Source organism: Bifidobacterium sp. LH_450 (assembly GCF_056356715.1).
Genome location: NZ_JBKEUU010000002.1, coordinates 153,122 through 177,186 on the forward strand (window position 1 = coordinate 153,122; position 24,065 = coordinate 177,186).

The window sequence follows — 24,065 nt, forward strand, 5'->3', positions numbered from 1 at the left end:
AAGCCGCCGGCGGGAGGAACCTGCCGGCGGCGGGACGTTCAGTTGCCGTCGGAAAGCGCGAACGAAGACGCGTTGTATTCGTTGCCTTCGTATTCGCTGGCGGTGAGCGCGAACTTCGGCAGCTTCACCTGGTCTTCCGGCGTCAGCGAGGCGAGGAACTCCTGCTCGTAGTCGTCGAGCGCGGTGGGGTAGTCGCCGTTGAAGTACGCTACGCACAGGCCGCCGTACGGGGCGTCGGCGTTCAGGCCGATCGATTCGATCAGGCCGTCGAGCGAGAGGAACGCCAGCGAATCGGCGCCGATGTACTCGCGGATCTCCTCCACCGACTTCTTCGCGGCGATCAGCTCCTTCGTCGTGGAGATGTCGATGCCGTAGAAGCACGGGTACTTCAGCGGCGGCGAGCTGATGCGCATGTGCACTTCGGCGGCGCCGGCTTCCTTGAGCAGCGCGACGATGCGACGGGACGTCGTGCCGCGCACGATCGAATCGTCGAGCACGATGACGCGCTTGCCCTTGACGACGCTGCGCACGGCCGACAGCTTCATGCGCACGCCCTGCTCGCGCAGCTCCTGCGTCGGCTGGATGAACGTGCGGGCGACGTACTGGTTCTTGATCAGGCCCATTTCGTTCGGCAGGCCGATCTCCTCGGCGTAGCCGGTGGCGGCGGACAGCGACGAGTTGGGCACGCCGATGACCATGTCGGCGTCGGCCGGCGCCTCCTTGGCGAGCGTGGCGCCCATGCGCTTGCGGGCCGAGTGGACGTTGACGCCGTAGATGTCGGAGTCGGGGCGCGCGAAGTAGATGTACTCCATCGAGCAGATCGACAGCTGCGTATGGCTCGTGTACGTCGTGATCTGGTAGCCGGAATCGTCGACGACGACGATTTCGCCGGGGCGGATGTCGCGTACCAGCTCGGCGCCGACGACGTCGAGCGCGCACGTTTCCGAAGCGAGCACGTAGGCGCCGTTCTTCATGCGGCCCAGCGACAGCGGGCGGAAGCCGTTGGGGTCGAGCGCGCCGACCATCTTGTCTTCCGTCATGATCAGGTACGCGAAGCCGCCGTGCACGGTGTTGAGCGCTTCCTGCAGCTTGTCGAGGAACGTCGGGCGCAGCGAGCGGCGGATGAGGTGCATCAGCACCTCGGTGTCGGAATTGGAGTGGAAGATCGCGCCTTCGTCCTCGAGGGCCTTGCGCAGCGACGGGCAGTTCGTCAGGTTGCCGTTGTGGCACAGCGCCATGTCGCCGTCATGGAAGCGGAAGACGAACGGCTGGATGTTGTCGATGCCGCCGGAACCGGCCGTCGCGTAGCGTACGTGGCCGATGGCCGCGTTGCCCTTGAGCTTGGCGATTTCCTTCTCGTCGTGGAACACCTGGGTCAGCAGCCCCAGGCCGCGGTGGCCGATCAGCTCGCCGCCGTTGTTGGAAACGATGCCTGCGCCTTCCTGTCCGCGGTGCTGCAGCGCATGCAGCCCGAAGTAGGTCAGGCGCGCCGCGTCGGGATGGCCCCAGACGCCGAAAATGCCGCATTCTTCGTGAATCTCTTCGAGTTCAGCCGACAAGCCGTGGCTCCTTTACTGACGCGCGGGATTTGCTTTACCAGCGTAACAACCGAAGGGTACAGTCGGGCGGTTTCGCGCCGTATCCGCACGCATTCTTTTCGAATGCTGGACTGCGGCCCGATGCAGGGCCCAAGCTTTCTGTGTGGCGGTGGCGTCCGCGATACGAAGCGGTTCGGCGGAGCAGGGGCACCCGGATGGCGCGACACGATTCGAACACCTGTTCGAATGCTGCTAAGCTGGGGGCATGACCCAGCAGCCCACGTACCTCGCCATCGACCTGAAGTCGTTCTACGCTTCGGCCGAGTGCGCCGCGAGGGGGCTGGACCCGCTGGCCACGAATCTCGTCGTCGCGGACCCGTCGCGCACCGACAAAACGATCTGCCTCGCCGTCTCCCCGTCGCTCAAGGCCTATGGCATCGCCGGGCGCCCGCGGCTGTTCGAGGTCAGGGAAACGCTGCGGCAGGTCAATGAACGCCGCCGGCTCGCCGCGCCCGGCAGGCGCCTGCGCGGCGCGTCGGCCGACGCCGCCGAGCTGGCGGCCGACCCGGCGCTGGAAGCGTCGTTCGTCATCGCCAGGCCGCGCATGGCCTACTACATGGAGACGAGCGCGGCCATCTACGGCATCTACCTCGACTATGCCGCGGCCGACGACATCCACGTCTATTCGATCGACGAGGTCTTCATCGACGTCACGCACTACCTGGGCTACTACCGGTGCACGGCGCACGAGCTGGCCCGGCGCATCGTCGCGGACATCTGCCGGCGCACCGGCATCACCGCCACCGCCGGCATCGGCACCAACCTCTACCTGGCGAAGGTGGCGATGGACATCGTCGCCAAACACATCCCCGCCGACGAGGACGGCGTGCGCATAGCGCAGCTCGACGAAGCGTCCTACCGGCGGCGGCTGTGGGCGCACCGGCCGCTGACCGATTTCTGGCGCGTGGGGCGCGGCATCGCCCGCAGGCTCGAGCGTCACGGCCTGGCGACGATGGGCGACATCGCCCGCTGCTCGCTGGGCAGCCCGGGGGAGTACTACAACGAGGACCTGCTCTACCGCATGTTCGGCGTCAACGCCGAGCTGCTCATCGACCATGCATGGGGCTGGGAGCCGTGCACGATCGCCGACATCAAGGCCTATGCGCCCCAGGCGCACAGCCACGGCGAAGGGCAGGTGCTGCAGCGGCCCTATAACGCCCGTGATGCGCGCATCGTCGCCTGCGAAATGGCCGACCAGCTGGCGCTGGACCTCACGGCGCGTTCGGCGACGACCGACGAGGTGGCGCTTGCCGTATCTTTCGACGGCTCCAGTCTCGGCTCCGGTCCGGGTTTCGGCGCGGGGCGCAACGCGGCGCACGCCTACGACGGGCCGCTCTCCATGGACCGGTACGGCCGGCGCCGGCCGGCAAGCGTGCATGGCAGCCGGCGCCTAGGATGCTTCACCGCGTCGGCCGACGCCATCCGCCAGGCGATCGGCGCCATCTACGACGACATCGTCGACCCGTCGCTGCTCGTGCGGCGCCTGAACGTCACGGCATGCCATGTGCGCGGCCCGCAGGACGCGCCGCCGGCCGCCTATGAACAGCCCGACCTGTTCGAGGCGCTCGCCGGTGCCGGGGAAGCGCAAGGGGCGAGCGATGACGGCGAGGCGCGCGATGGGGACATCCAGCGCACGATGCTTGCCATCAAGCGCAAGTTCGGCGCCAATGCGGTCATCAAGGCGATGAGCCTGGACGAGGCGGCGACGGGGCGCCAGCGCAATATGCAGATCGGAGGCCATGCGGCATGAAGGAAATGCGAGAACCCCCGGAGCCGCAGGCGGCGCAGGGGCCATGGGGGCTGCCGCAACCGCATGGCCCGGAGGAACCGCGGAAGCTAGAAGAACCGCGTGGGCCGGAGGAACCCCCGGAGCCGGAGGCTGCGGGACCGTACGACGACATCATCGGGCTGCCGCGGCCCGAACCGCGCCGCCACCCGCGCATGCCGATGGCGGCGCGGGCGGCGCAGTTCATGCCCTTCGCGGCGCTGCGCGGCTTCGACGACGCGCTCGAGGCGGCCGAAGCCGCGCATCGGGCCTCCCGCGAGGAATGACGAAAACGCCCCCGGCCGTAAGCCGGAGGCGTGGCGGTGGACGCAGCACGGGCGGCCGCCAGAAGGTTCGCTGACGGCCCGTCAGAACATGCCGATGATGAACGCGGCGACGAACATGACGGCCGCAATCCAGCTGCCGGCCATGCCGCGATGCTCCTTGTTGCTCGGCTTGTAGGCGTCGGTGAAGCCCCAGACGCACAGGATGAACGGCACGATCGCCATCCAGAACAGGTACTTCTGCTGGGTGCCGGCGCAGGCCTCCAGAATCATCAGCACGAGGAACAGCGCGCTGAACACCAGCGCAAGGACCACCCCGGCCGGATAGTGCTTGGCGGCCGCCGCCTGCTGCTCGCTGGAAATCTTGTGCTCGAGCTCCTCCGGCGACAGCTTGCTGCGCGTATCTACCACGCTCGGCTTGCCGTCGGCCGCCGTCGCGTCGACGATCTTCTTCGGCTCGTCGGAACCGTTCGTTGCATTCGACATGATGTTTCCCCTTTTCGCTGGAACCTTGCGTGCGGGGCGTGGGCTCCGGCGCAGGCGTTCATGAATCCATCTGGATTCCACGCTACGCGCGCACGCCGGCGTGGCGGGGCCGACTCAGCTGAAGGAGTGAACGATTCGGCCGGCGGCGCTAGGCGCTGAACTGCTTGCGGAACTCGCGGCCGACAAGCCGCGAGGCGAAGATGCCCAGGCCGCACGCGAACAGCGCCGCGCACAGCGCCGAAACGAGCGCGAGCAGCTTCCACGGCGCCCATCCCAGCGCAATGAACAGCAGCGGCACCAGCGCGAAGACGACGTTGAACACGCAGTACTTGAAGAACCGTTCCAGCGCCTCCAGGCGCAGCACAATCAGCACGACGGCGCTGAAGGCGATCGCGGCGATGCAGGTGATCGGCACGACCATCATCGTGATGATGCGGCTGCCGGTGAGCGCGAACCAGATCGCCGAGCCGGCCAGCACCAGGTAGAACGCGCGGAACAGCATGCGCAGCGGGCCGACGGCGCGCAGGATGCCGTTGTTCGCGTACAGCATCGTCGCCAGCAGGCACAGGCCGCTGGCGAGCGCCACTCGCCACGGCCAGTGGAACCAGTACGTGAAGAACGCCAGCAGCACGATGGCGGCGCACACGGCGAACGACACGATCTGCACGGCGATCTGGCGCGGATGGAGGAACACGCGCTGCGACGGCAGCGGGGAGGGCACCGGCTCGCCGCGCAGCTCGCCCTGGCACAGCGGGCAGCGTGCCAGGTAGCCGGTGAAGTCGGCGTGGCAGGCGTTACAACGCAGCATCGTCGTTCTCCTTCTCCTTCTCCTTCTCCTTCTCCTTCTCCTTCTCCTTCTCCTTCTCCTTCTCCTTCTCCTTCTCCTTCTCCTTCTCCTTCTCCTTCTCCTTCTCCTTCTCCTTCTCCTTCTGGTCTTTCCTCTTCTTTCGCGGTCGTCCCTTTGCCATATGGGCATCGGGGTTGCCATCCTTGCGCTTGCCGTCATCTTCAGGGGGTGTACTCCCAGGCTGCGGCAGCTCCTGCACCAGCGCGCCGGCGACGTCGAGCGTGCCTTCAACGCCTTGCGACGCAAGCAGCCGCACGAGGTTCTTCATGACCTGCAGCTCGTGGTAGATCGACGACATGCCGATGCACAGGTCGTCCCCGAACGAGCAGACGGTGAAATTCAGCCCCGCCGGCGTCGTCAGCATCGACACGCTGCGGATATGCGCCGCCAGCGGCCCTGGAAAGCGGATGCGCCCCACGTTCGACAGCGTCGTCGTGGTCTGCCGCTCGGCGATCCGCTGCGCCGCGTCGAGCGCGAGGTCCTTGAGCGCGGACGGGGCGACGCGCAGCACCGGGTTCTTCTCCAGCTTCACCATCGTGTTCATGTACCCGGCGATCCGTTCACGGCCCGTCGCCGACTTCAGCTGCCCGGCGACCTGCCGCGCGACCTGTTCGAACGGGGCGTCGGCGTCGCCGGGCACGTAGGCGACGTAGGTCATGCCGTAGAAGTTGCGCACCGTTTCCGAATCGTAGAAGCCGCGCAGGTCCACCGGAATGTCGACGCGGATCGCGCGGCTGCGGGCGCGCAGCGGCATGCACTGGCGCACCGAGCAGACGACGGCGGCCACCAGGTACGCCGTCAGCGTCACGCCCGCCCGGTGCGCGCGGTCCAGCACGCTTGCCGCGCTGACATGGAATTCAGCGAACGTAGGCGCCGAACGGTCCTGCATGCCCGGCAGCCGGAAGATCCGGGTTCCCGGCGTCCCTGCCGCCTTGTCCTTCTCGAAGAATTTGTCGAAGCTGTTCTCCGCCTTGTCGGTATCGGAGCCGGCATAGTCGGACGGCACGCCTTCGACGCCGTAGCGGCGCGCGATGTATTCGTGGACGATGGCCTTGAAGAAGGGCAGGGCGCCGCGGCCGTCCGACACCATGTGCGAGACCTCGAGATTGATGCGCTCGCGGTGGTAGGTCACGCGGAACAGCGTGCTGTGCTGCCCCTCGTGCAGCCGGCTGCATATCGGCAGGTGCTCGGGCTGTACCAGCGGCCGCACGCTGGCCTGCACGAGGTAGTGCCAGAACAGCCCGTTGCGCAGGCTGACATTGAAGCTGGGGAACCGCTCGACCGCGGCGTCCAGCGCCTCCTGCAGCGCTTCGGGGTCGACGGTGTCGTCCATCGCGGCGGAAAAGCGGAACACCGTCTGCAGCGAGCGGCCGGCCTGCGCCGAATAGAACTTGCCGACGTTGTCTAATCGGTACCAAGTATGCGGCGCCAACCCGTCTCCTTTCCCCCGGCGGCTTCCAGCGGGGTTCCGTCGAGGAAATGCCCGATGACCCGGTAGGTGTCCGTCACCAGATGCGAAACGCGCGGATACAGGAAGTAGCCGTGCACCCCGTTCTTAATCCTATAGCATGCGACGTCGTTGCCGGCTTCCTGCAGCCCGCGCGCGTACGTTTCCCCCTCGTCGCGCAGCGGGCAGAATTCGGCGGTGACCAGCAGCGTGCGCGGCTGGCGTGCCAGCGACGTCGCGTTGAGCGGCGCGAAGTACGGGTCGAGCAGGTCGGCGGGGCTCGAGCGGTACATCGCCACGTAGTCGGCCATGTCCTGCGCGGTGAGCATGTAGTCGGAGCCGTTTTCGCGCACCGAATCGAACAGCGTGGTGTGGGGGTCGTAGTCGTTGTTCAGGCACGGGTAGAGCATCATCTGCTGCGGCACGGCGAATTCGCCGCGGTCGCGCGCCATCAGCGACACTGCCGCCGTGAGATTGCCGCCGGCGCTGTCTCCGAACACCGTCACGCGCTGCGGCAGGATGCGCTGTTCGATGCCGTGGACGGCGGGCAGCTCCAGCGAGCCGTCCATCGCGGCGCGCACCGCTTCATAGCAGTCTTCGGCGGCCTGCGGGAACCGGTGGTCGGGCGCGCGCCGGTAGTCGACCGATACGACGCGCCGGTTCGTCTGCGCCGCCAGATTGGCGCAGGCGTCGGTATACAGCTGCGGGCTGCCGGTGGCCCAGCCGCCTCCGTGGATGAACACGATCGTGCCGTTGAGATGCGCCGGCATCGCCGCGGGGTCTTCAAGATTCGGCACGGCGCAGGAATCTTCCGTTGCGCTGCCGTCTGCCGGCAACAGTTCGCGGGCGATCTCCTCATGCTCGAGCGCTTCGAGCACGGCCGTCACGTCGCCGCCGGCCGGTTCCGGCGCGCTCGCCGCACGCTTCGTTTCCCGGACGGCTTGCAGCGGCGTGAAGATGCGCAGCGGCAGCGCGTAGCCGTCCTCGAGCGTGAAGCGGATGTCCTGCACGGCGCATTGGCCGCGCAGCCCTCCTTCGAGGCGCGAGCCGACGCCTTCGACGACGCGCTGGAGCTTGTAGGCGTGCTTGGCGTCGGGGGTCAGGTGGGTGATGGCGGCATAGAGCGCCTTGGGAATGGGCATGTCGACCGTCCTTCCGCCGGCGGCTGCATGCCGGCCGTTCCATTATGCCGTCTCGAACGCGCCGATGCACCCGCATCCCGCGACGGGAGGAAAAGCGGGAAGTCGGGTGGAGAAAAGGGAGTGAAGAATGCGGGAAACGGCGGTTTTGGAATGTCGCCCGATGCCCCCGTGCGACGCCTGATACGATGAGGGGAATTTCGGTGCCCGCGGATTCGCCGTTCCCGCGCCGTCAATCCGCGCTACGGTGGGCCACGGGGAACCATTGGCATGGAATCCGCCGCGCGGCATGCAGCGATGCGTGCGCCGGCACGGGGAAAGGACGCGGGATTATGGGCAGGCCAGGGGCAGGCAGCGGCGGCGGCCGCGGATCGACGAGCGGCAACAGATTCGGCGGTTCCCGGCCCGGCGGCGGGTCGTCGGGCGGTTCGTTCGGCGGCTCCTTCGGGGGCGGCCGCCCCGGTGGCGGCTCGTCCGGCGGCATGTTCGGAGGAGGGCGGCCCGGGGGAGGCCACCATGGCGGCGGTCATGGAGGGCCCGGCGGCCCGCACGGCCACGGCGGCCCCGCTCCGGGCTTCGGCGGCTTCTTCGGCGGTCCGTACCATAGGCCGCCACGCCGGCGCACGACGATCGTGCCGGTCTTCATCCCAACCGGGGGAGGGGCGGCTCCGCAGCCATCGTCGTCGCCGCCGCAGGGCGGTCCGGACGACCAGGGCGCGCCTCGCAAAAGCCATACGGGCATCATCATCGCCGTACTGGCTGTCATCCTCGTCGTGCTGCTTATCGTCGGCTTCGGAGCCGGCGGCGACTCAGGGGCTTCGTCGGTGTCGGGGGACATTCCGGCGAGCACGGCCAACCGCACGAAGGTCGACAACCCGAACTCCTACGACATGGACGACGTCGTCGACGAAACGCACTGGATTTCCAGCCTGTCGACGACCGAGCGCGGCCTGAAGGCGTTCTATGAGAAGACCGGCATCCAGCCCTACGTGGTGCTGAAGAGCTACGACGCGTCGCTTACCACCGACAGCGAGAAGAACGCGTATGCCGAGCAGTACTACGACGAGCACATCGACAACGGCACGAGCCTGCTGTTCATGTACTTTGCCGAGAAGGACGCCGACACCGTCGGGTACATGGCGCTGATCAGCGGCAACCAGGCTGAAGCCGTCATGGACACCGAAGCGAAGGACATCTTCTGGGCGTACCTGCGCGAGTACTGGTACTCCGACATGTCGATGGACGACGTCATCATCAAGGCCTTCGACAGCACCGCCTCGCGCATCATGACGAAGACGACCACGTCCGCCGACATCCTCAAGTGGGTCGTCATCGCCGTCGCCGTCATCGGCGCGGGCATCGTCATCGTCGTCCTCGTACGCCAGAAGTTCAAGCGCGACAAGGAGAAGGCGGAGGAAACCGAACGCATCCTCAACACGCCGCTGACCTATTCGGATCCGACGCTGAGCAAGTACGAGAACGGCGGGTCGTCCGATGCCGGCGCCACCTCGTCGTCGGGAACGAGCGAAACGATCAGCCAGCCCGAAGGGGGTGCGGGCAACGGCCGGTGAGCGGCAGCCGGCGCGGCGCGGCCGCACCTGTCCGCGAGCTGGACCGTTCCAGCGAACCTTCAGCAATCTCAAGCAGACTTACTAACCAATATCCAATGACAGAAAGCAGGTAACCATGGGAATCCTCCAGCGTTTCGGCGACATCATGCGCAGCAATATCAACGCGCTGCTCGACAAGGCCGAAGACCCCTCGAAAATGGTCGACCAGATGCTCCTTGACCTCCGCCAGGACCTGGCGGAAGTGAAGACGGAAACCGCGGGCGTCATGGCCGACGCCCGCAACGCCAAGCGGCAGCTCGACGATTGCGACGCGACGATCGACCGCTATGCCAAGGCCGCCCGCGCGGCCCTGAAGGCCGGCAACGAAGCCGACGCCCGCGAGCTGCTCTCCAAGAAGCAGCAGTACGAAACGACGCGCGTCAGCCTGGCGCAGGCCTACGAGCTCGCGGACGCCAACGCCACGAAGATGCGCCAGCTGCACGACAAGCTGGTCGGCGACATCAGCACGCTCGAAGCGCGCAAGAGCGCCATCAAGGCGAAGGTGGCCGCGGCCAAGGCGCAGGAGCACGTCAACGACATCACCAGCGGCGGCGACAAGGCGCGCAGCTCGATGGAGGCTTTCGACCGCATGGAGGCCAAGGCCAACCGCATGCTCGATCAGGCCGAGGCGAAGGCGGAGCTCAATGCCGGCGCCAACTCCACGTCCGAACTGGCCGACCGCTACCTGCAGGGCGCGGATTCGCCGAGCGTCGACGAAGAGCTGGCGGCGCTGAAGGCCGAAATGGGCCTCGAGTAGGCCGACTCTCACTATTCAGCGAATGGTGCGCCTGGCTGCCGATGACGGAACTAACAGCCAAGCGCACCATTTATTGCTGGTCATTGTCGTCATGAAGGTCCTGTATAACGGCAACAATTTGGACGCCCTCGAGTATGGCGGTAATAATCGCAGCTACCCACCAGTATCGAAATGAATGGGTTATTTTTCCGACGGCTACCATGGAGATGAATCCAAATAACAGGAAATATCCTGCTAATTTCCATATCGCTTTTGCTGTACGACTCATAGGAAGCATCCTGCCACGGCGTCGCGTCGTCGTCTGTGGAAGGGGGCTATTCAGCCGAATCCGCGCTGGATTCGTCGCTGGACGCGTCGTCGGTGGCGGTGCCTGCTGATGACGCCGAGGCCGACGCGCGCGCCTCGGCCTGCGCTTCGGCCTCCTCTTCGGTGCGCGGAATGCCGATGAGGTCGTCGCCGGAGGCTTCCTTGAGCCGGGCGTCGACGCGGTCGATGACCTCATCGAAATACTCCTGCTGCTCTTCGGTGAGTTCGACGTCGTTCACGGCGTTGAGCTGCGCGTTGATGTCGTCGAACTGGGCGATCCAGTCGGCATATTCCTCCACCTTGTCGCTGGGGATGCCCTGGTCGCTGTTGAGCATTTCCAGGTAGTCGGCGTATTCCATCATGAACGCTTCGTAGTTGGCGATGACCTCCATCGGATCGGTCGTCGATGGCGTCACCTCGGACGTGGAGGCCGCCTCTTCCGCCGCCGGCTCGGAATCGAATGGCTTGACGACGAATACGACGATCAGTGCTGTCGCGACGAGCGCGGCGATGGCGCTTCCTACGATAATCCAAATGGCCTTGCGGCTGAGCTTCTTCTTGCCGGTTGCGCCGGCGTCTTCGGTCTTCTCGGTTGCCTGATCCTGCATCGGTGTCGCTTCCTCGTGATCCTGATCTGTTCGCGGTACGTAAAAAAACTAACGGAACGTGCCCTGATTGTACCAAAATACGCCTTCGAAACGCTTGGATGTCGCCAATCTTCTCCAACCCTGCACTTATCGCTGTATTTTACTGCCGCGCTGTCCTTGATTTTCCCGGGATGTGCAAGTTTTGTAGTCCTTTTTATAAAGCCCCCGTAATCTCAGTTTTCCGTCTTGGGGGGGGGTAGCTTAAAAGAACCTTAGGAGAAACTGCAACGAAGCGAAAGAATGAATGATGTCCAATCCACAATCGAATCCCCCGGCGAGTCCGGCACAGCCCCAGCCTACGACGCCCACTCAGGCAGCTCCTTCGCCGCAGGAAATGCCTGCGCAGACGATGCTGCAAGTGCCGATGCAGATGTTTCCGCAACCGGTCGACGTCGTATATCAGGCATTGAAAAATTCCCTGGCGCATAGCCAAAGCTTTGCGCTGGTCGCGGCAGACGACATTGCAAAAACGGCAAGCATTACCTCCCGGATTGACGGGTCGGCATATGCCGTGTACGTGATTCCGGGGCCGCAGGGCGGCAGCATGGTGCAGCTCGCTGCGCAGAATCCGGCGAATGCAAACGCGCAAATGGAATCCGCTGTGCTGTTCGGCGAACTGAATCGGGAGCTCATGATGCAGCAGATGGCGGCTTCGGCTGGACAAAATCCTCCTGCCACACAGCCTGTAGCCATGCAGCCGGCGAATGCCGGTGTACAGCCAGAAGCCAATGATGCGGAATCTGCCGCAAAGAAGCCGGCGCCATGGGTGCTGTATGTGTCCATCGGCGCTTTGGCCGTGTCGGTAATCGCGTTGATCCTGCTGATTGTGCTTACCCCGAAAACCGGGGCATGGCTGGTATGGGTGCTTGGCCTTGTATCGCTGGCATTTTCAGGGTTTTCGCTCTACGCGGCCCTCGCCCTTGACAAGAACGTCGTGAACCGGATTCTTTCCGGAATCGCCGTCGGCATTTCGGTCTTGGCGCTCATTTTCGGCTGCGTTAATATGCCGAAAGCTCCTGCAGTCGCGTCGGGTTCGAAAGATGTCGCATCGGCTCCAGCCTCAAGCGATGCAAACGCAGATAGCGGCAGCGTGAACGAATCCGCTTCTCCGAGCACGGATGCGGGCAATGGCTCCTCTGACACGTCGCAGACCCAGCAGCCGACCGATGCGAACACTCTTGATGGCATTCTTGCAGCCATCGACGAGGATGAAGCCAGTGCGGTGGAGACCATCAACGCCAAGCTCGCGGAAGCCGACGGAAAACTTGGCAGCACGTATGAATCCTATGTCGCCAATAAGCAGGCGTTGACGGATTGGTACGCAACGCTCGAAAGCGAAACGGCGAAATTCTACGGAAAGCTCACTGCCAACACGGTGAAGTACTTCCAGCTGCTGTCCCAGCAGGGCGAAGCTGATCCTGATATGGATTGGGATGAAGCCACGGAGGAATTCTATGATTCCGTGTACGACACGACGCTGGATAATTTCTACGATGACATCTACGACACTACGTTGGATGACGTCTACGATAAGTACTACGACGGCGCACTCGACGACAAGCCTGACAACGTGGAATACACAACGTGGTCGGAACAGCGCACCGAATGCTACAAGGCATGGACCAATGAACGTTCCGATTTCTACAAGGCATGGTCGAATATGCGGTCGAACGTATATAAGCTGTGGTCCGAGGTGCGCTCCACGCTGTGGAAGGACAAGTACGACTTCACTTCCGATATAGAGCGTTTCCAGAAGAAGTGCGCTCCTTATATCGCTTCCGAGTGACCGCGAAGCCTGTGTGCCGTTTGGATGCGGCACGCAGGCCTTTTCACCATCCGCACGCATATATGTCAATGATTCACCGAGAAGCGCGGCCGCTCTAAGGAGAGTGGGCGCTATCCATTGTCCTGGGAAAGCGAGGGGCGATGTCCCGCCGCACTGCATTCAGTAAATTCAGCAAATACAAGACGCTGTTGATTGCCGTTATCAGTGGCTTGGTCGGCATGGTGCTCATTACGGGAATCTGGAGCCTCTTTCCGGGCATGATGCCCAGTTCCTTGAAGGAGAAGGCTGGCTCTTCGGATCCCCAAGTGATCCATGCAATGGAGCGCACGAAAGAGGTCTCCCTGCTGCGGCTTGGCATTACCGGCATCAAATCGCAGGAGAACAAAAGCCATTTCTTCAATATGGAGATTCCCGGCAGCGAGCGTGCCCGGTTCATTCAATACACGTTCGACGCGAAGCTTGGATTCGAGGGCAAGGACGTAGCCATAACGCAAACAGGTGAGAACACCTTCGACATCTCGATTCCGGAATTCAAGTTCATCGGCTATGACCATCCTGAATACCGCGTGGTCGTGGAGCAGAACGGCGCCTTAAGCCTTGGTACTCCTCAAATCGATACCGCCGACATGATCAATGAGATTCTCAACGATACGGCAAAGCAGGAGTATGTCGACAGCAACCGGGAAATCCTCGAAGAGCAGGCGAAGGCGTTCTATACGTCGATCGTCATGAGCGTCGATCCGGATGCCAAGCTCAACTTCAGTTTTCCGGAGGCGAAGGCTTCCTGAAATCTGCCTCGTGGTGTGCTGGAAGCCGGGGCCAGTTTAATGTACGCCCTGCATGTGCAGGGCAAAAATAAAGGATAGGAGGGGATATGCCCAACCAGACCACTTCACCACAGACAATTGCTTCGAAGATAACGGCGGCTATAGGCAATGCGCTCATGCTGCTGTGCATCTTCCTGCCGTATGCCTGTGCGGCGAAGGACTCCTCATACCGCACGTACCCCGACGAGATGTCCGATGGCGTGCGGGCCGGGGATCTGGCGGATCCTTCGATGATAAAGTTCGTAACGCTGTACAACAAGCTCAAGGATTCGGTCAGCAACGGCTCTTCAATAGCGGCCATTGTGACGGTGATTGTCGTTGCCATCGCCGTGGTTGCGATTGCGGCGCTGGTCTTCGCGCTCGTAGACAAGGGAATCCCTGTTCTCGTATTTGATATCATCGCATTCGTTCTGTTTCTCCTTTTGAACTGGGACTTCACTGATCGCGGCGTCGTCCCTTCCGACGATTACAGCTGGGGCGCAGGCTACTATCTGTTCTTTGTCGCGGTCATCGTCGCCGTGGTAGGGAGCATCTGGATGATCGTAGCCAAGCGTCAAGCGAAGAAATCGAACGTCTGACTTTTCCATTTCTGGTATAGGACAAGCAAACCCCCGGGAACGGCTTTTGACGGCGTTCCCGGGGGTTTGCTTTATGCTATGCGTCAGGCGGCGAAGTATTCCACGCCGGCTTCGAACAGCGGCTGGAACTTGTTGCCGGGCACGTTGGCGTACAGGCCTTCGCCGGCGCGTTCCGAGTGGCCCATCTTGCCGAGCACGCGGCCGTCCGGCGACGTGATGCCTTCGATGGCGAGCATCGAGCCGTTCGGGTTCACGTCCAGCGCCATCGACGGGCGCCCTTCGGCGTCGACGTACTGCGTGGCGATCTGGCCGTTCGCGTCGAGCTGCGCGAGCATTTCCGGCGTGGCGACGAAGCGGCCCTCGCCATGGGAGATGGCGACGGTGTGGATATCGCCGACCTCCGTTTTGTTGAACCACGGCGACAGGTCCGAAGCGATGCGCGTGCGCACGAGGCGGCTCTGGTGGCGGCCGATCGTGTTGAACGTCAGCGTCGGGTTGGCGGCGTCCGGCGGCACGATGTCGCCGAACGGCACGAGGCCGAGCTTGACCAGCGCCTGGAAACCGTTGCAGATGCCGAGCATCAGGCCGTCATGGTCGTTCAGCAGCGTGCGCACGGCGTCGGCGACCTGCGGCGCGCGGAAGAACGCCGTAATGAACTTCGCCGAGCCATCGGGCTCGTCGCCGCCGGAGAAGCCGCCCGGAATCATGACGATCTGGCTGCGGCGGATTTCGTCCGCCAGCGCCTGCGTCGATTCGGCAACGGCCACCGGCGTGAGGTTGTTGATGACCAGCGTCGTCACGTCGGCGCCGGCGCGTTCGAACGCGGCCGCCGAATCGTATTCGCAGTTGTTGCCGGGGAAGACCGGGATCACCACATGCGGCCGGGCAATCGGGGCGCCGGCATAGAACGCGCGGTTCTCGGCGGCGTAGTAGGAAATCTGCGGCACCGCCTCCCCGCTGTCGCGCCCGCTTTCCGTCGCGGCTGCAGCCTGGGCCGAAGCGGCTTCGGCCTGCGCCTGCGCGTCGCCGGCGTCGCGGTAGGGGAACACGCCTTCCAGGCCGCCCTCCCACAGTTCCTGCAGCGCATCGCCGTTCAGCGTCTCGCCGGCGGCATGCATGGCGTAGGCTTCGGTCGTGCGGCCGATTTCGCCAGCTTCCACGAGATTCGGCACGGCGGGCAGCTTCGCGTCGTCGGCGAGCTCGACGAAGAACGAACCGTATGCAGGCGCGAACAGGTCGTCAGCGGCGATCGAATCGTCCAGCTCAATGCCGATGCGGTTGCCGACCATCATCTTGAACAGCGCGAGCGCCGCGCCGAAATCGCCCGGCGTGGACACGGCCAGCGCGTCCCCGGAGGAGACGAGCTCCTCGACGACGTCGAACGCGGCCAGCAGCGCCTGCGGATCCGGGGTCAGGCCGTCGGCCCGGTAGCGCGGGGCGATGCGCACGACGCGGTGGCCGGCGCCCTTGAATTCCGGGGACGTGGCGCGGCGCATGTCGCCGACGGCGACGGCGAACGATACGAGCGTCGGCGGCACGTCGAGGTCCTCGAACGAGCCGGACATCGAGTCCTTGCCGCCGATGGCGCCGACGCCGAGATCGGTCTGCGCCATCAGCGCGCCCAGCACGGCGGCGGTCGGCTGGCCCCAGCGGTCGGGGTCGTTGCCGAGCTTCTCGAAGTACTCCTGGAACGTCAGGTACGCCTTCTCGTGCTCGAAGCCGGCGGCCACGAGCTTGGCCAGCGATTCGACGACGGACAGGTAGGCGCCGGTGAACTGGTTCGCCTCCATGATCCACGGGTTGAAGCCCCATGCCATCGCCGACGCGGTCGTCGTCTCGCCGTGCTCGACCGGGATCTTCGCCACCATCGCCTCGGCAGGCGTCAGCTGCCGGGCGCCGCCGAACGGCATCAGCACGGTGCCGGCGCCGATCGTCGAGTCGAAGCGTTCGGCGAGGCCCTTGTGCGAGGCCGCGTTGATGCCCGGCAGCATCGCCTCCATGCGCTGGCCGAACGACCCCTGCTTGTCGCCGACGAACGGCGCTTCATACGTGCCCTGCGCCGGCACATGCACGTCCTGGTGCTTCTCGGCGCCGTTGGATGCGAGGAATGCGCGGGACAGGTCGACGATCGGCTCGCCGTTCCAGCGCATCACCATGCGCGGCTCTTCGGTCACCGTGGCGATGACGGCGGCTTCGAGGTTCTCCTCGGCCGCGTAGCGCAGGAACTCGTCGACGTCCTCGGCGGCGACGTCGACGGCCATGCGTTCCTGCGATTCGGAAATCGCCAGTTCGGTGCCGTCAAGACCCTCGTACTTCTTCGAGACCTGGTTGAGGTCGACGTCCAGCCCGTCGGCGATCTCGCCGACCGCCACCGACACGCCGCCGGCGCCGAAGTCGTTGCACCGCTTGATCAGGCGCGTCGCCTCGCCGCGGCGGAACAGGCGCTGCAGCTTGCGCTCGACCGGCGCGTTGCCCTTCTGCACTTCGGCGCCGTCCAGTTCCAGCGAATCGACGTTGTGCGCCTTCGAGGCGCCGGTCGCGCCGCCGATGCCGTCGCGTCCGGTGCGGCCGCCGAGCAGGATGATCTTGTCGCCGGGCGCCGGCGTCTCGCGGCGCACGTGGTCGGCCGGAGTCGCCGCGACGACGGCGCCGATCTCCATGCGCTTGGCCGCGTAGCCCGGGTGGTAGATTTCGTCCACCTGTCCGGTCGCCAGGCCGATCTGGTTGCCGTAGGAGCTGTAGCCGGCCGCGGCGGTGGTGACGAGCTTGCGCTGGGGAAGCTTGCCTTCCATCGTGTCGGAGACCGGCACGGTCGGGTCGGCCGCGCCGGTCACGCGCATCGCCTGGTACACGTAGGCGCGCCCCGACAGCGGGTCGCGGATGCAGCCGCCGATGCAGGTGGCGGCGCCGCCGAACGGCTCGATTTCGGTGGGGTGGTTGTGCGTTTCGTTCTTGAACAGGAACAGCCACGGCTGCTTCTCGCCGTCGACGTCCACGTCGATCTTCACCGTGCAGGCGTTGATCTCCTCGGATTCGTCGAGACCGGTCAGCACGCCGTTCTTCTTGAGCCACTTCGCGCCGATCGTGCCCATGTCCATCAGGCACACCGGCTTGCCTTCGCGGCCGAGTTCCTCGCGCATCGCCAGGTATTTGGCGAACGCGCGGCGCACGTCGTCATCGTCGATCTGCACCGAATCGAGATTCGTCCCGAACGTCGTGTGGCGGCAGTGGTCCGACCAGTACGTGTCGATGACCTTGATTTCGGTGATCGTCGGGTCGCGGCCGACTTCGGTGAAGTAGTCGCGGCAGAACTTCAAGTCGGCTTCGTCCATCGCCAGGCCGCGTTCGTCGATGAACGCCTGCAGCTGGCCGTCGGGCATGTCGCGGAAGCCTTCGATGACCTCGACCGGCGCTGGCACGGGGACGGCGGCGGCCAGCGTTTCGGGAAGCTCCATGCCGGCTTCGCGTGCCTCGACCGGGTTGATGACGTACTTCTTGATGGCGGCGATGTCAGCGTCGGACAGGTCGCCCTGAAGCGCGTACACCTTCGCCGAGCGGACCGTGGGCCGCTCGCCCTGCGAAATCAGCTGGATGCATTCGCTCGCCGAATCGGCGCGCTGGTCGAACTGGCCCGGCAGGAATTCCACGGCGAACACGGCTGCGCCGTCGCCGAAGTCCGGCAGCTGCGCGCTGGCGTTGTCCACCTGCGGCTCGCTGAACACGGTCTGGGTGACCTGGGCGAACAGCTCTTCGGAAATGCCCTCGACGTCGTACCGGTTGACGATGCGCACGGCCTCGAGGCCGTCGATGCCGAGAATCGTGCGCAGTTCATGCGTCAGCTGCTGCGCCTCGACGTCGAACCCCGGCTTCTTCTCCACATGGATGCGAAAAACCACTTGTCGTTCCTTCTGGTGTGATGGTTGCCCCGCCGGCTGGTCGTGGCGGCGGGGATGGATCAAACGGACAATGAAAAAAGAGCCTGTATCGGCTGGGATACAGGCTGATGGGCTAGCGCCGCGCTACGCCTTCGGATTCGGCCAGCGCCGTCAGGCGCTCGAGGATCTCCTCGTAGGCCGGGATGATGTTGCCCAGGTCGCGGCGGAACAGGTCCTTGTCGAGGTGCTCGATTTCGCCGGAGCCGTCCTTCAGGTCCCACAGGCGGCAGGTGTCCGGCGTGATCTCGTCGGCGAGCAGGATGTCGCCGTCGGACGTCTTGCCTTCCTCGATCTTGAAATCGACGAGCTGCACGTCGATCTTGGCGAAGATGTCCTTGAGCGCTTCGTTGACGGCGCGCGCCTGGCGCGAAATCTCCGCGAGCTCCTCTTCGGTCGCCAGGCCGAGCGCGACGATGCCGTCGTCGTTGATGAACGGGTCACCCAGCTCGTCGTTCTTGACGCAGAACTCGAGGATCGGCTTGGCCAGCGGCGTGCCTTCCTCGACGCCATAGCGCTTGGCGAAGCTACCGGCGGCCGTGTTGCGCATGATGATTTCCAGCGGGTACATGTCCATCCGCCGCACAAGCTGGTCGGTGTCGGACAGGCTCTGCACGAAGTGGGAGTCGACGCCGCGTGCCTTGAGCAGGTCGAACAGCACGGCGGTGATGCGGTTGTTCAGCGCTCCCTTGCCTTCGATCTGCGCCTTCTTGGCGCCGTTGCCGGCGGTGGCCTGGTTCATGTATTCAACCCACAGCACGTCGGGATCATCGGTCGCGTACAGTTTCTTGGCCTTGCCCTCGTAGAGCTTGTCCAGTTTCTCCATTGGTTGCCTTCCTTGGGGTTTCACCTTGGTTGGAAATGGCGGATGATGACGCCCTAAGACTATCAACGGAGCGTTACATAGTCCACGATGCGGACGCGGGAAAAAGATTTTGCAAAAGAAACGGAAACGGCGCCTTTTTACGGCAAAGAACCTGCGTTGCCGGGAAAAAGAAGGATAAAACGTTACGAAAAACCGCCGCGCGGCGCAAGGCGTCCGGGCGGCGGCTTGGAACGGCTGTGCTGTCCTATGCGTCAGCCTGCGCTCGGCACGACGTCGATGCGCAGCGCCTGCTCCACCTGCGCGGCGCGCACGCGCGCTTCCTGCGGGTCGGCGCCGGTCGCCAGCGCGACGCCCATGCGCCGGTGGCCATGGACTTCCGGCTTGGCGAAGATCCTCAGGTCGGTGCCGGGCTGCGCGAGCGCTTCATTGAGATTGCTGAATTCGGCCTGCCCGTCGCCTTCGACGACGATGGCGTGGGAAGCGGCGCCGGCGAAGCGTGGCAGCGACAGCGCGACGTGCCCCTGCTTGACCGGAATGCCGAGGATCGCGCGGGCATGCAGCTCGAATTCGCTCAGCGCCTGGCTGGCCATCGTCACCATGCCGGTATCGTGCGGGCGCGGCGAGACCTCGTTGAACAGCACGGTGCCGTCCTTGAGCACGAACAGCTCGACGCCGAACACGCCCCAGCCATGCTCCTTGCCGCGCCGGGCGATCGACACCAGCCCGTCGACGGCTTCGGTGGCGATCTCGTTGGCGCGTTCGAGGACGGATGCGGGCACCTCGGCCGGCTGCCACGATTCGCGGTAGTCGCCGTGTTCCTGGCGCTGGCCGATCGGCTGGCATACGACGATGCCGGCGCACGAGCTGACGGTGAGCATCGTCAGCTCGTAGTCGAGGTCGACGAGCTTTTCGACGATGACGCGCGACACGCCGCCCTCCCCGGCAGCGCGGCGCCCTTCCTGCGCTTCCTTCCACGCGGCCGGCACGTCCTGCTCCGAGCGTACGACGGACTGCCCGTGCCCGGACGAGCTCATGACCGGCTTGACGACGCAGGGGACCCCGATGGCCCGCACGCCTTCGGCAAGCTCCTGTTCGGAGCCGGCGAACCGGTACGGCGTCGTCGGCAGCCCGAGGTCGTCGTGGGCGAGCGTGCGCAGGCGCTCGCGGTCCATGCAGATCGCGGCGATTTCGGCGCTCGGCACCACCTGGATGCCGCTCGAGGCCGCGTCGGCCAGTTCGCTGGTGGCGATGGCCTCGACCTCGGGGATGATGATGTCGGGCTTGACGTCGGCGATCAGCGCGCGCAGCTGCCCGGCGTTGGCCATGTCGGTGACGCGCGCCTCGTGGGCGACCTGCGCCGCCGGCGCGCCTTCGTAGGAATCGGCGGCGCAGACCCATACGCCGAGCCGCATCAGCGCGATGGCGACTTCCTTGCCCAGCTCGCCGGAGCCGAGCATCAGGACGCGGGTGGGATGGTCTCCGAGCGGGGTGCCGACGGTACGTCCGTCGCCGGCGATGGAGGCAAGCGTTGACTGATCGAGAAGAACCATAGGCAATATTGTGCCACCTGCCGTGCCGCGGGAACCGGCCGCGACGTTTCCCGCATTTGCTTGGGTCGGGTTCCTCCGCGGGTGGCGTGTTGGGGAACCGGGCGCAGGTTTTCGTGCGTTTGCTACGTCCGGTTCCTCTGCCATCGGCGTGTTGGGGAACCGGAAGTCTGGTTTGCTGCATTTGCTGGGTCGGGTTCCTCCGCGGACGGCGTGTTGGGGAACCGGAAGGGGAGGAGGAAAGAAAATTAAGATTGGGTTCCTGTGTGGCTGCGTGGACTGCATTAAGATGGCACCCATGAGCGATTCCCAGCAAACCTCCGGCCAACGTCCACTCACGATAGCGATGGTCGTCGAGACCGGCGGCAACCGGGGCAACGGCACGTCCAATTCTGCGCTGCAGTGGGCGGCCGAGCTGCGCCGGCAGGGCCATGAGGTGCGGCTGGTAGGCATCGGTTCGCCGGACTACCCGGCGAAGGTCAACCGCATTCCGCTGGTCAGCCGGATTTCAGCCAAGCAGCAGATGCAGTTCGCCGAGCCGAGCGCCACGCTCTTCGAGCGCGCCTTCGACGGCGCCGACATCGTCCATATCTACATGCCGTTCCGCTTCGGCCGCCATGCGTTGCGTGCGGCGCGGAGCATGGGCCTTCCGGTGACGGCCGGCTACCATGTGCAGCCGGAGAACGTCACCTATTCGGCGGGCCCCCTCAAACGGCTCGGGTTCGTTTCCCCGTTCATCTACTGGCTGTTCAACCGCTGGCTGTATTCCAAGGTCGACGCCATCCATGTGCCTACGCGGCTGGGGGCGCAGCTGCTGGCGTCCCATCATTACGCCACGCCGATCCACGTCATTTCGAACGGCTATGAGAGCCGCTTTTCGGCACGCGCCCCGCGCACCGCCGCGAACGCGTCGCCGCGGCCATTCCATATCGTCGCCTCGGGCAGGCTGACGAACGAAAAGAACCACACGATGCTGATCAAGGCGATCGCGCGCTGCGCCCACGCGCAGGACATCCGCCTGACGATTGCGGGTACCGGCCCGCTCAAGCGCCGCCTGGAGCGTCAGGCGCAGCGCGAGCTGGCGAACGGCGCCGCCATCGGCTTCCATCCCAACGCCGACATGCCGGCGCTGCTGCATTCGGCGGACCTGCTGGTCCATCCCTCGATCGCCGACCTCGAATCGGTCAGCGTGCTCGAGGCCATGGCCTGCGGCGTGGTGCCGGTCATCGCCGATTCGCCGCTGTCGGCCGCCGGCCATTTCGCCCTGCTCGGCGAATCGCTGTTCGACGTCGACGACGTGGACCAGCTGGCGGCCCGCATCGACTGGTGGATCGACCGCCCGGAGCAGCTGGCGCAATGGGGCGACCGCTATGCGCGGCAAGCCCGGGCGCATTACGCCGTCGAAGAGTCGGTGCGCCGCTTCGTGGCGATGGAGCGCGACGTCATCGACGGGCATCCGGAGCGCGGCGCCTACGTGCCGTCCGAGGAAGACTGAACGCCGTTACGCCGCCCCTCGCCGCTGAATGCTTGGGATACATCTTGATGGCGCGCACGCCTGCCGCGCGGAACCACCCTCGCCGCTGAATGCCTGGGATACATGGCTACACGCCGCCTGAGGGGCTGAACGGGGCACGGGTAGCGCAAAAAAGGAGCCCCCGGAACCGTGCGTTCCAGGGGCTCCTTACCCTGCATTGACGTGCCGGGCCATCTCCTCGTTGCAAACCTGCCCGGCTTGTCGTTTCACCAGCCTTGCTTTGGTTGTTCCTTCGCGAATAAGGCCGGTGCAATCAACATGCGCTTCCCGTTATGGCGGGCGCCTTGCTTGTCCGGTTGCCCTCTGCTGTTATGTCGTGTCTGCGCTGCCTGCCGGGGGAGCGCTTGTCCATCACTCTGGTACCTTCGTTGCCATCACGGCATACAATCCCGACGCCAAACTACCGAACCTGCATCCGAGGCGTCGAAGACCTGCAGGGTTATTCAGTTATGCCATTTGCTGCAGCCTTCAATGCCATCCATCAATCGTTTGGCTGTTGACTTCCGTTCAACTTGCCGTGCCCTTGCACGCCGCCTTCTCCACGTGAAGGCCAATTCTTCAATCCCTATTCGCGTCCTTGCGTATGCTCTTTGCTTTTCACTTCATTAGTATAGTCGCTCGACGCTGGCAACACGAGGGCTGGACAACGAAAACGGCGTGTCATTGGACGGTCCGACACGCCGTGTGGGCACCGGGGCGTGAAACGGTGTATAGTCTTCATCTGTTGCTTGGCGCTGCTTGATGGCGCAAGGCGAACATGGTGGCTATAGCTCAGTTGGTAGAGCATCTGATTGTGGTTCAGAAGGTCGCGCGTTCGAGCCGCGTTAGCCACCCCACCAAGAGGCCCCTCCGTTTAGCGGAGGGGCCTCTCGCGTTCCCGGCGGCGATGCCTAGGCGAAGGCGGCAAGGTAAGCCCAGCGAGGAGGAGCGCTCCGCCGCGCCCGGCGCCGCCCTACGCTGGAATGAACCAAGATTGTTCCGAGCTAGAATTGGCGCCGACGGTACCGCCAGCGCAAGGAGTTGCCATGCTTTCGTTTGAAAACGACTATTCGTCCACCGCCGCGCCGGAAATCCTGCGCAGGATGCAGGAAACGGCGGACCAGCAGATCAGCGGCTACGGCGCCGACGGCTTCTGCCAGAGCGCGGCCGCCAAGATCGCCAAGGCCTGCGACGCCCCCGAATCGAAGATCACGTTCCTGGCCGGCGGCACGCAGACCAACCAGACGGTGCTGGACGCCATCACGCCCCAGGATGCCGGCATCGTGTGCGTCGACAGCGCGCATATCAACGTGCACGAAGCGGGCGCCATCGAGGCCACCGGCCACAAGGTGCTGGCCATCGCCGGCAAGGACGGCAAGCTGGAGGCTCAGGCGCTCGACGATTTCTGCCAGCGGTTCTACGCCGACGCCAACCATGAGCACATGGTCGCCCCGGGCAGCGTGTACGTGTCGCAGCCGACCGAATACGGCACGCTGTATTCGCGCGAGGAACTGGCCGCCATCGCGCAGGTCGCCCATGACAACCACATGCCGCTGTACGTCGACGGCGCGCGGCTGGCCTATGCGCTGACGGCCGCGAGCAACGACAACGACATGACGCTGGCCGACCTGGCGCGCATCGCCGACGTGTTCACCATCGGCGGCACCAAGTGCGGCGCGATGTGCGGGGAAGCGGTCGTGTTCACCCGCGGCGACGTGCCGGCGCGCTTCACCGCGCTCGTCAAGCGCCGTGGCGCGCTGCTGGCGAAGGGCTGGCTGCTGGGCCTGCAGTTCGACGTGCTGTTCACCGACGACCTGTATTTCAAGCTCGGCAAGCACGCCAACGTCGAGGCCGACAAGATCCGCGAGGCGCTGATGGCCAAGGGCTACGACGTCGAGTACCTGTCGAGCACCAACCAGATCTTCGTGGCGATGACGCGCGAGCAGGCCGAACGGCTGCAGAAGAGCGTCAAGCTCGGCTTCATGGAGAACCTTCCCGACGGCCGCGTGCTGCTGCGCATCTGCACCAGCTGGGCGACGACCGACGACCAGGTCAAGGAGCTCATCGCGCTGCTGTAGCTTCGGCGTGTCGCAGCCATTGCCCATTTCGGCCCCGCATGATAATGTCGTAATTCGTGTGTGCCAGCCATGCGCCTTATGTAACAGGGGCA

18 protein-coding genes and 1 tRNA gene are annotated in these 24,065 nt (G+C 64.7%); 10 read left to right on the top strand and 9 right to left on the bottom strand.

What is annotated here, in order from left to right; genetic code table 11:
• Positions 1 to 38: 38 nt before the first annotated feature.
• Positions 39 to 1,559, bottom strand: coding sequence for an amidophosphoribosyltransferase (gene purF, locus AC1AXT_RS03215; RefSeq protein ID WP_476539115.1), 1,521 nt, complete (start codon positions 1,557 to 1,559; stop codon positions 39 to 41).
• A 244-nt stretch (positions 1,560 to 1,803) separates the two neighbouring features.
• Between purF and AC1AXT_RS03220 the strand changes: the two genes are divergently transcribed.
• Both AC1AXT_RS03220 and AC1AXT_RS03225 read left to right on the top strand, forming a co-directional pair.
• Entirely contained in the window at positions 1,804 to 3,348 is a 1,545-nt protein-coding gene (locus tag AC1AXT_RS03220) for a Y-family DNA polymerase (protein WP_476539116.1), read from the top strand.
• 5 nt (positions 3,349 to 3,353) lie between these two features.
• Positions 3,354 to 3,650, top strand: coding sequence for a hypothetical protein (locus AC1AXT_RS03225; protein WP_476539117.1), 297 nt, complete (start codon positions 3,354 to 3,356; stop codon positions 3,648 to 3,650).
• Between the two features lie 81 nt (positions 3,651 to 3,731).
• Here AC1AXT_RS03225 and AC1AXT_RS03230 read toward each other — a convergent pair whose 3' ends face one another.
• The 4 genes from AC1AXT_RS03230 to AC1AXT_RS03245 all read right to left on the bottom strand — a co-directional run bounded on the left by AC1AXT_RS03230 (position 3,732) and on the right by AC1AXT_RS03245 (position 7,569).
• Complete coding sequence (locus AC1AXT_RS03230) at positions 3,732 to 4,133, bottom strand: hypothetical protein (RefSeq protein ID WP_476539118.1); 402 nt, start codon at positions 4,131 to 4,133, stop codon at positions 3,732 to 3,734.
• Between the two features lie 148 nt (positions 4,134 to 4,281).
• Positions 4,282 to 4,941, bottom strand: a complete 660-nt coding sequence (locus AC1AXT_RS03235; protein WP_476539119.1) for a DUF6320 domain-containing protein — start codon at positions 4,939 to 4,941, stop codon at positions 4,282 to 4,284.
• Entirely contained in the window at positions 4,928 to 6,412 is a 1,485-nt protein-coding gene (locus AC1AXT_RS03240; protein ID WP_476562928.1) for a phthiocerol/phthiodiolone dimycocerosyl transferase family protein, read from the bottom strand. Before AC1AXT_RS03240 ends, AC1AXT_RS03235 begins: the two co-directional genes overlap by 14 nt.
• Complete coding sequence (locus AC1AXT_RS03245; protein WP_476539121.1) at positions 6,385 to 7,569, bottom strand: alpha/beta hydrolase; 1,185 nt, start codon at positions 7,567 to 7,569, stop codon at positions 6,385 to 6,387. The genes AC1AXT_RS03240 and AC1AXT_RS03245 overlap by 28 nt, the downstream gene beginning before the upstream one ends.
• A 329-nt stretch (positions 7,570 to 7,898) precedes the next feature.
• Between AC1AXT_RS03245 and AC1AXT_RS03250 the strand changes: the two genes are divergently transcribed.
• On the top strand, positions 7,899 to 9,137 hold the full coding sequence (locus AC1AXT_RS03250; RefSeq protein WP_476539122.1) for a hypothetical protein: 1,239 nt from the start codon (positions 7,899 to 7,901) through the stop codon (positions 9,135 to 9,137).
• A gap of 115 nt (positions 9,138 to 9,252) precedes the next feature.
• Entirely contained in the window at positions 9,253 to 9,933 is a 681-nt protein-coding gene (locus tag AC1AXT_RS03255; RefSeq protein ID WP_476539123.1) for a PspA/IM30 family protein, read from the top strand.
• A 314-nt stretch (positions 9,934 to 10,247) separates the two neighbouring features.
• Here AC1AXT_RS03255 and AC1AXT_RS03260 read toward each other — a convergent pair whose 3' ends face one another.
• Positions 10,248 to 10,847 (bottom strand): DUF6591 domain-containing protein, encoded by a 600-nt coding sequence (locus tag AC1AXT_RS03260; RefSeq protein ID WP_476539124.1) that lies wholly within the window; start codon positions 10,845 to 10,847, stop codon positions 10,248 to 10,250.
• 286 nt (positions 10,848 to 11,133) lie between these two features.
• Between AC1AXT_RS03260 and AC1AXT_RS03265 the strand changes: the two genes are divergently transcribed.
• From AC1AXT_RS03265 to AC1AXT_RS03275, 3 genes are all read left to right on the top strand, one after another.
• On the top strand, positions 11,134 to 12,672 hold the full coding sequence (locus AC1AXT_RS03265) for a DUF308 domain-containing protein (protein ID WP_476562643.1): 1,539 nt from the start codon (positions 11,134 to 11,136) through the stop codon (positions 12,670 to 12,672).
• 317 nt (positions 12,673 to 12,989) lie between these two features.
• Positions 12,990 to 13,460, top strand: a complete 471-nt coding sequence (locus tag AC1AXT_RS03270; RefSeq protein ID WP_476539126.1) for a hypothetical protein — start codon at positions 12,990 to 12,992, stop codon at positions 13,458 to 13,460.
• An 86-nt stretch (positions 13,461 to 13,546) separates the two neighbouring features.
• The gene (locus AC1AXT_RS03275; RefSeq protein WP_476539127.1) at positions 13,547 to 14,077 is read left to right on the top strand and encodes a hypothetical protein; all 531 of its coding nucleotides are present in this window, start codon (positions 13,547 to 13,549) and stop codon (positions 14,075 to 14,077) included.
• An 83-nt stretch (positions 14,078 to 14,160) separates the two neighbouring features.
• Here AC1AXT_RS03275 and AC1AXT_RS03280 read toward each other — a convergent pair whose 3' ends face one another.
• The 3 genes from AC1AXT_RS03280 to purT all read right to left on the bottom strand — a co-directional run bounded on the left by AC1AXT_RS03280 (position 14,161) and on the right by purT (position 20,385).
• Positions 14,161 to 17,973 carry a phosphoribosylformylglycinamidine synthase gene (locus AC1AXT_RS03280; protein ID WP_476552841.1) on the bottom strand — a complete coding sequence of 1,271 codons (3,813 nt, stop codon included), beginning with the start codon at positions 17,971 to 17,973 and terminating at the stop codon, positions 14,161 to 14,163.
• 112 nt (positions 17,974 to 18,085) lie between these two features.
• Positions 18,086 to 18,835, bottom strand: a complete 750-nt coding sequence (purC, locus tag AC1AXT_RS03285; protein WP_476539130.1) for a phosphoribosylaminoimidazolesuccinocarboxamide synthase — start codon at positions 18,833 to 18,835, stop codon at positions 18,086 to 18,088.
• Positions 18,836 to 19,086: 251 nt separating this feature from the next.
• A complete protein-coding gene (gene purT / locus AC1AXT_RS03290) occupies positions 19,087 to 20,385 on the bottom strand; it encodes a formate-dependent phosphoribosylglycinamide formyltransferase (RefSeq protein ID WP_476539131.1) in 1,299 nt (432 codons plus the stop codon).
• A gap of 286 nt (positions 20,386 to 20,671) precedes the next feature.
• On the opposite strand from purT, the gene AC1AXT_RS03295 reads away from it, so the two are divergent.
• From AC1AXT_RS03295 to AC1AXT_RS03305, 3 genes are all read left to right on the top strand, one after another.
• On the top strand, positions 20,672 to 21,877 hold the full coding sequence (locus AC1AXT_RS03295; RefSeq protein WP_476539133.1) for a glycosyltransferase: 1,206 nt from the start codon (positions 20,672 to 20,674) through the stop codon (positions 21,875 to 21,877).
• 799 nt (positions 21,878 to 22,676) lie between these two features.
• Positions 22,677 to 22,752, top strand: a tRNA-His gene (locus tag AC1AXT_RS03300).
• 189 nt (positions 22,753 to 22,941) lie between these two features.
• Complete coding sequence (locus tag AC1AXT_RS03305; RefSeq protein WP_476539135.1) at positions 22,942 to 23,973, top strand: threonine aldolase family protein; 1,032 nt, start codon at positions 22,942 to 22,944, stop codon at positions 23,971 to 23,973.
• The last annotated feature ends 92 nt before the right edge of the window (positions 23,974 to 24,065 follow it).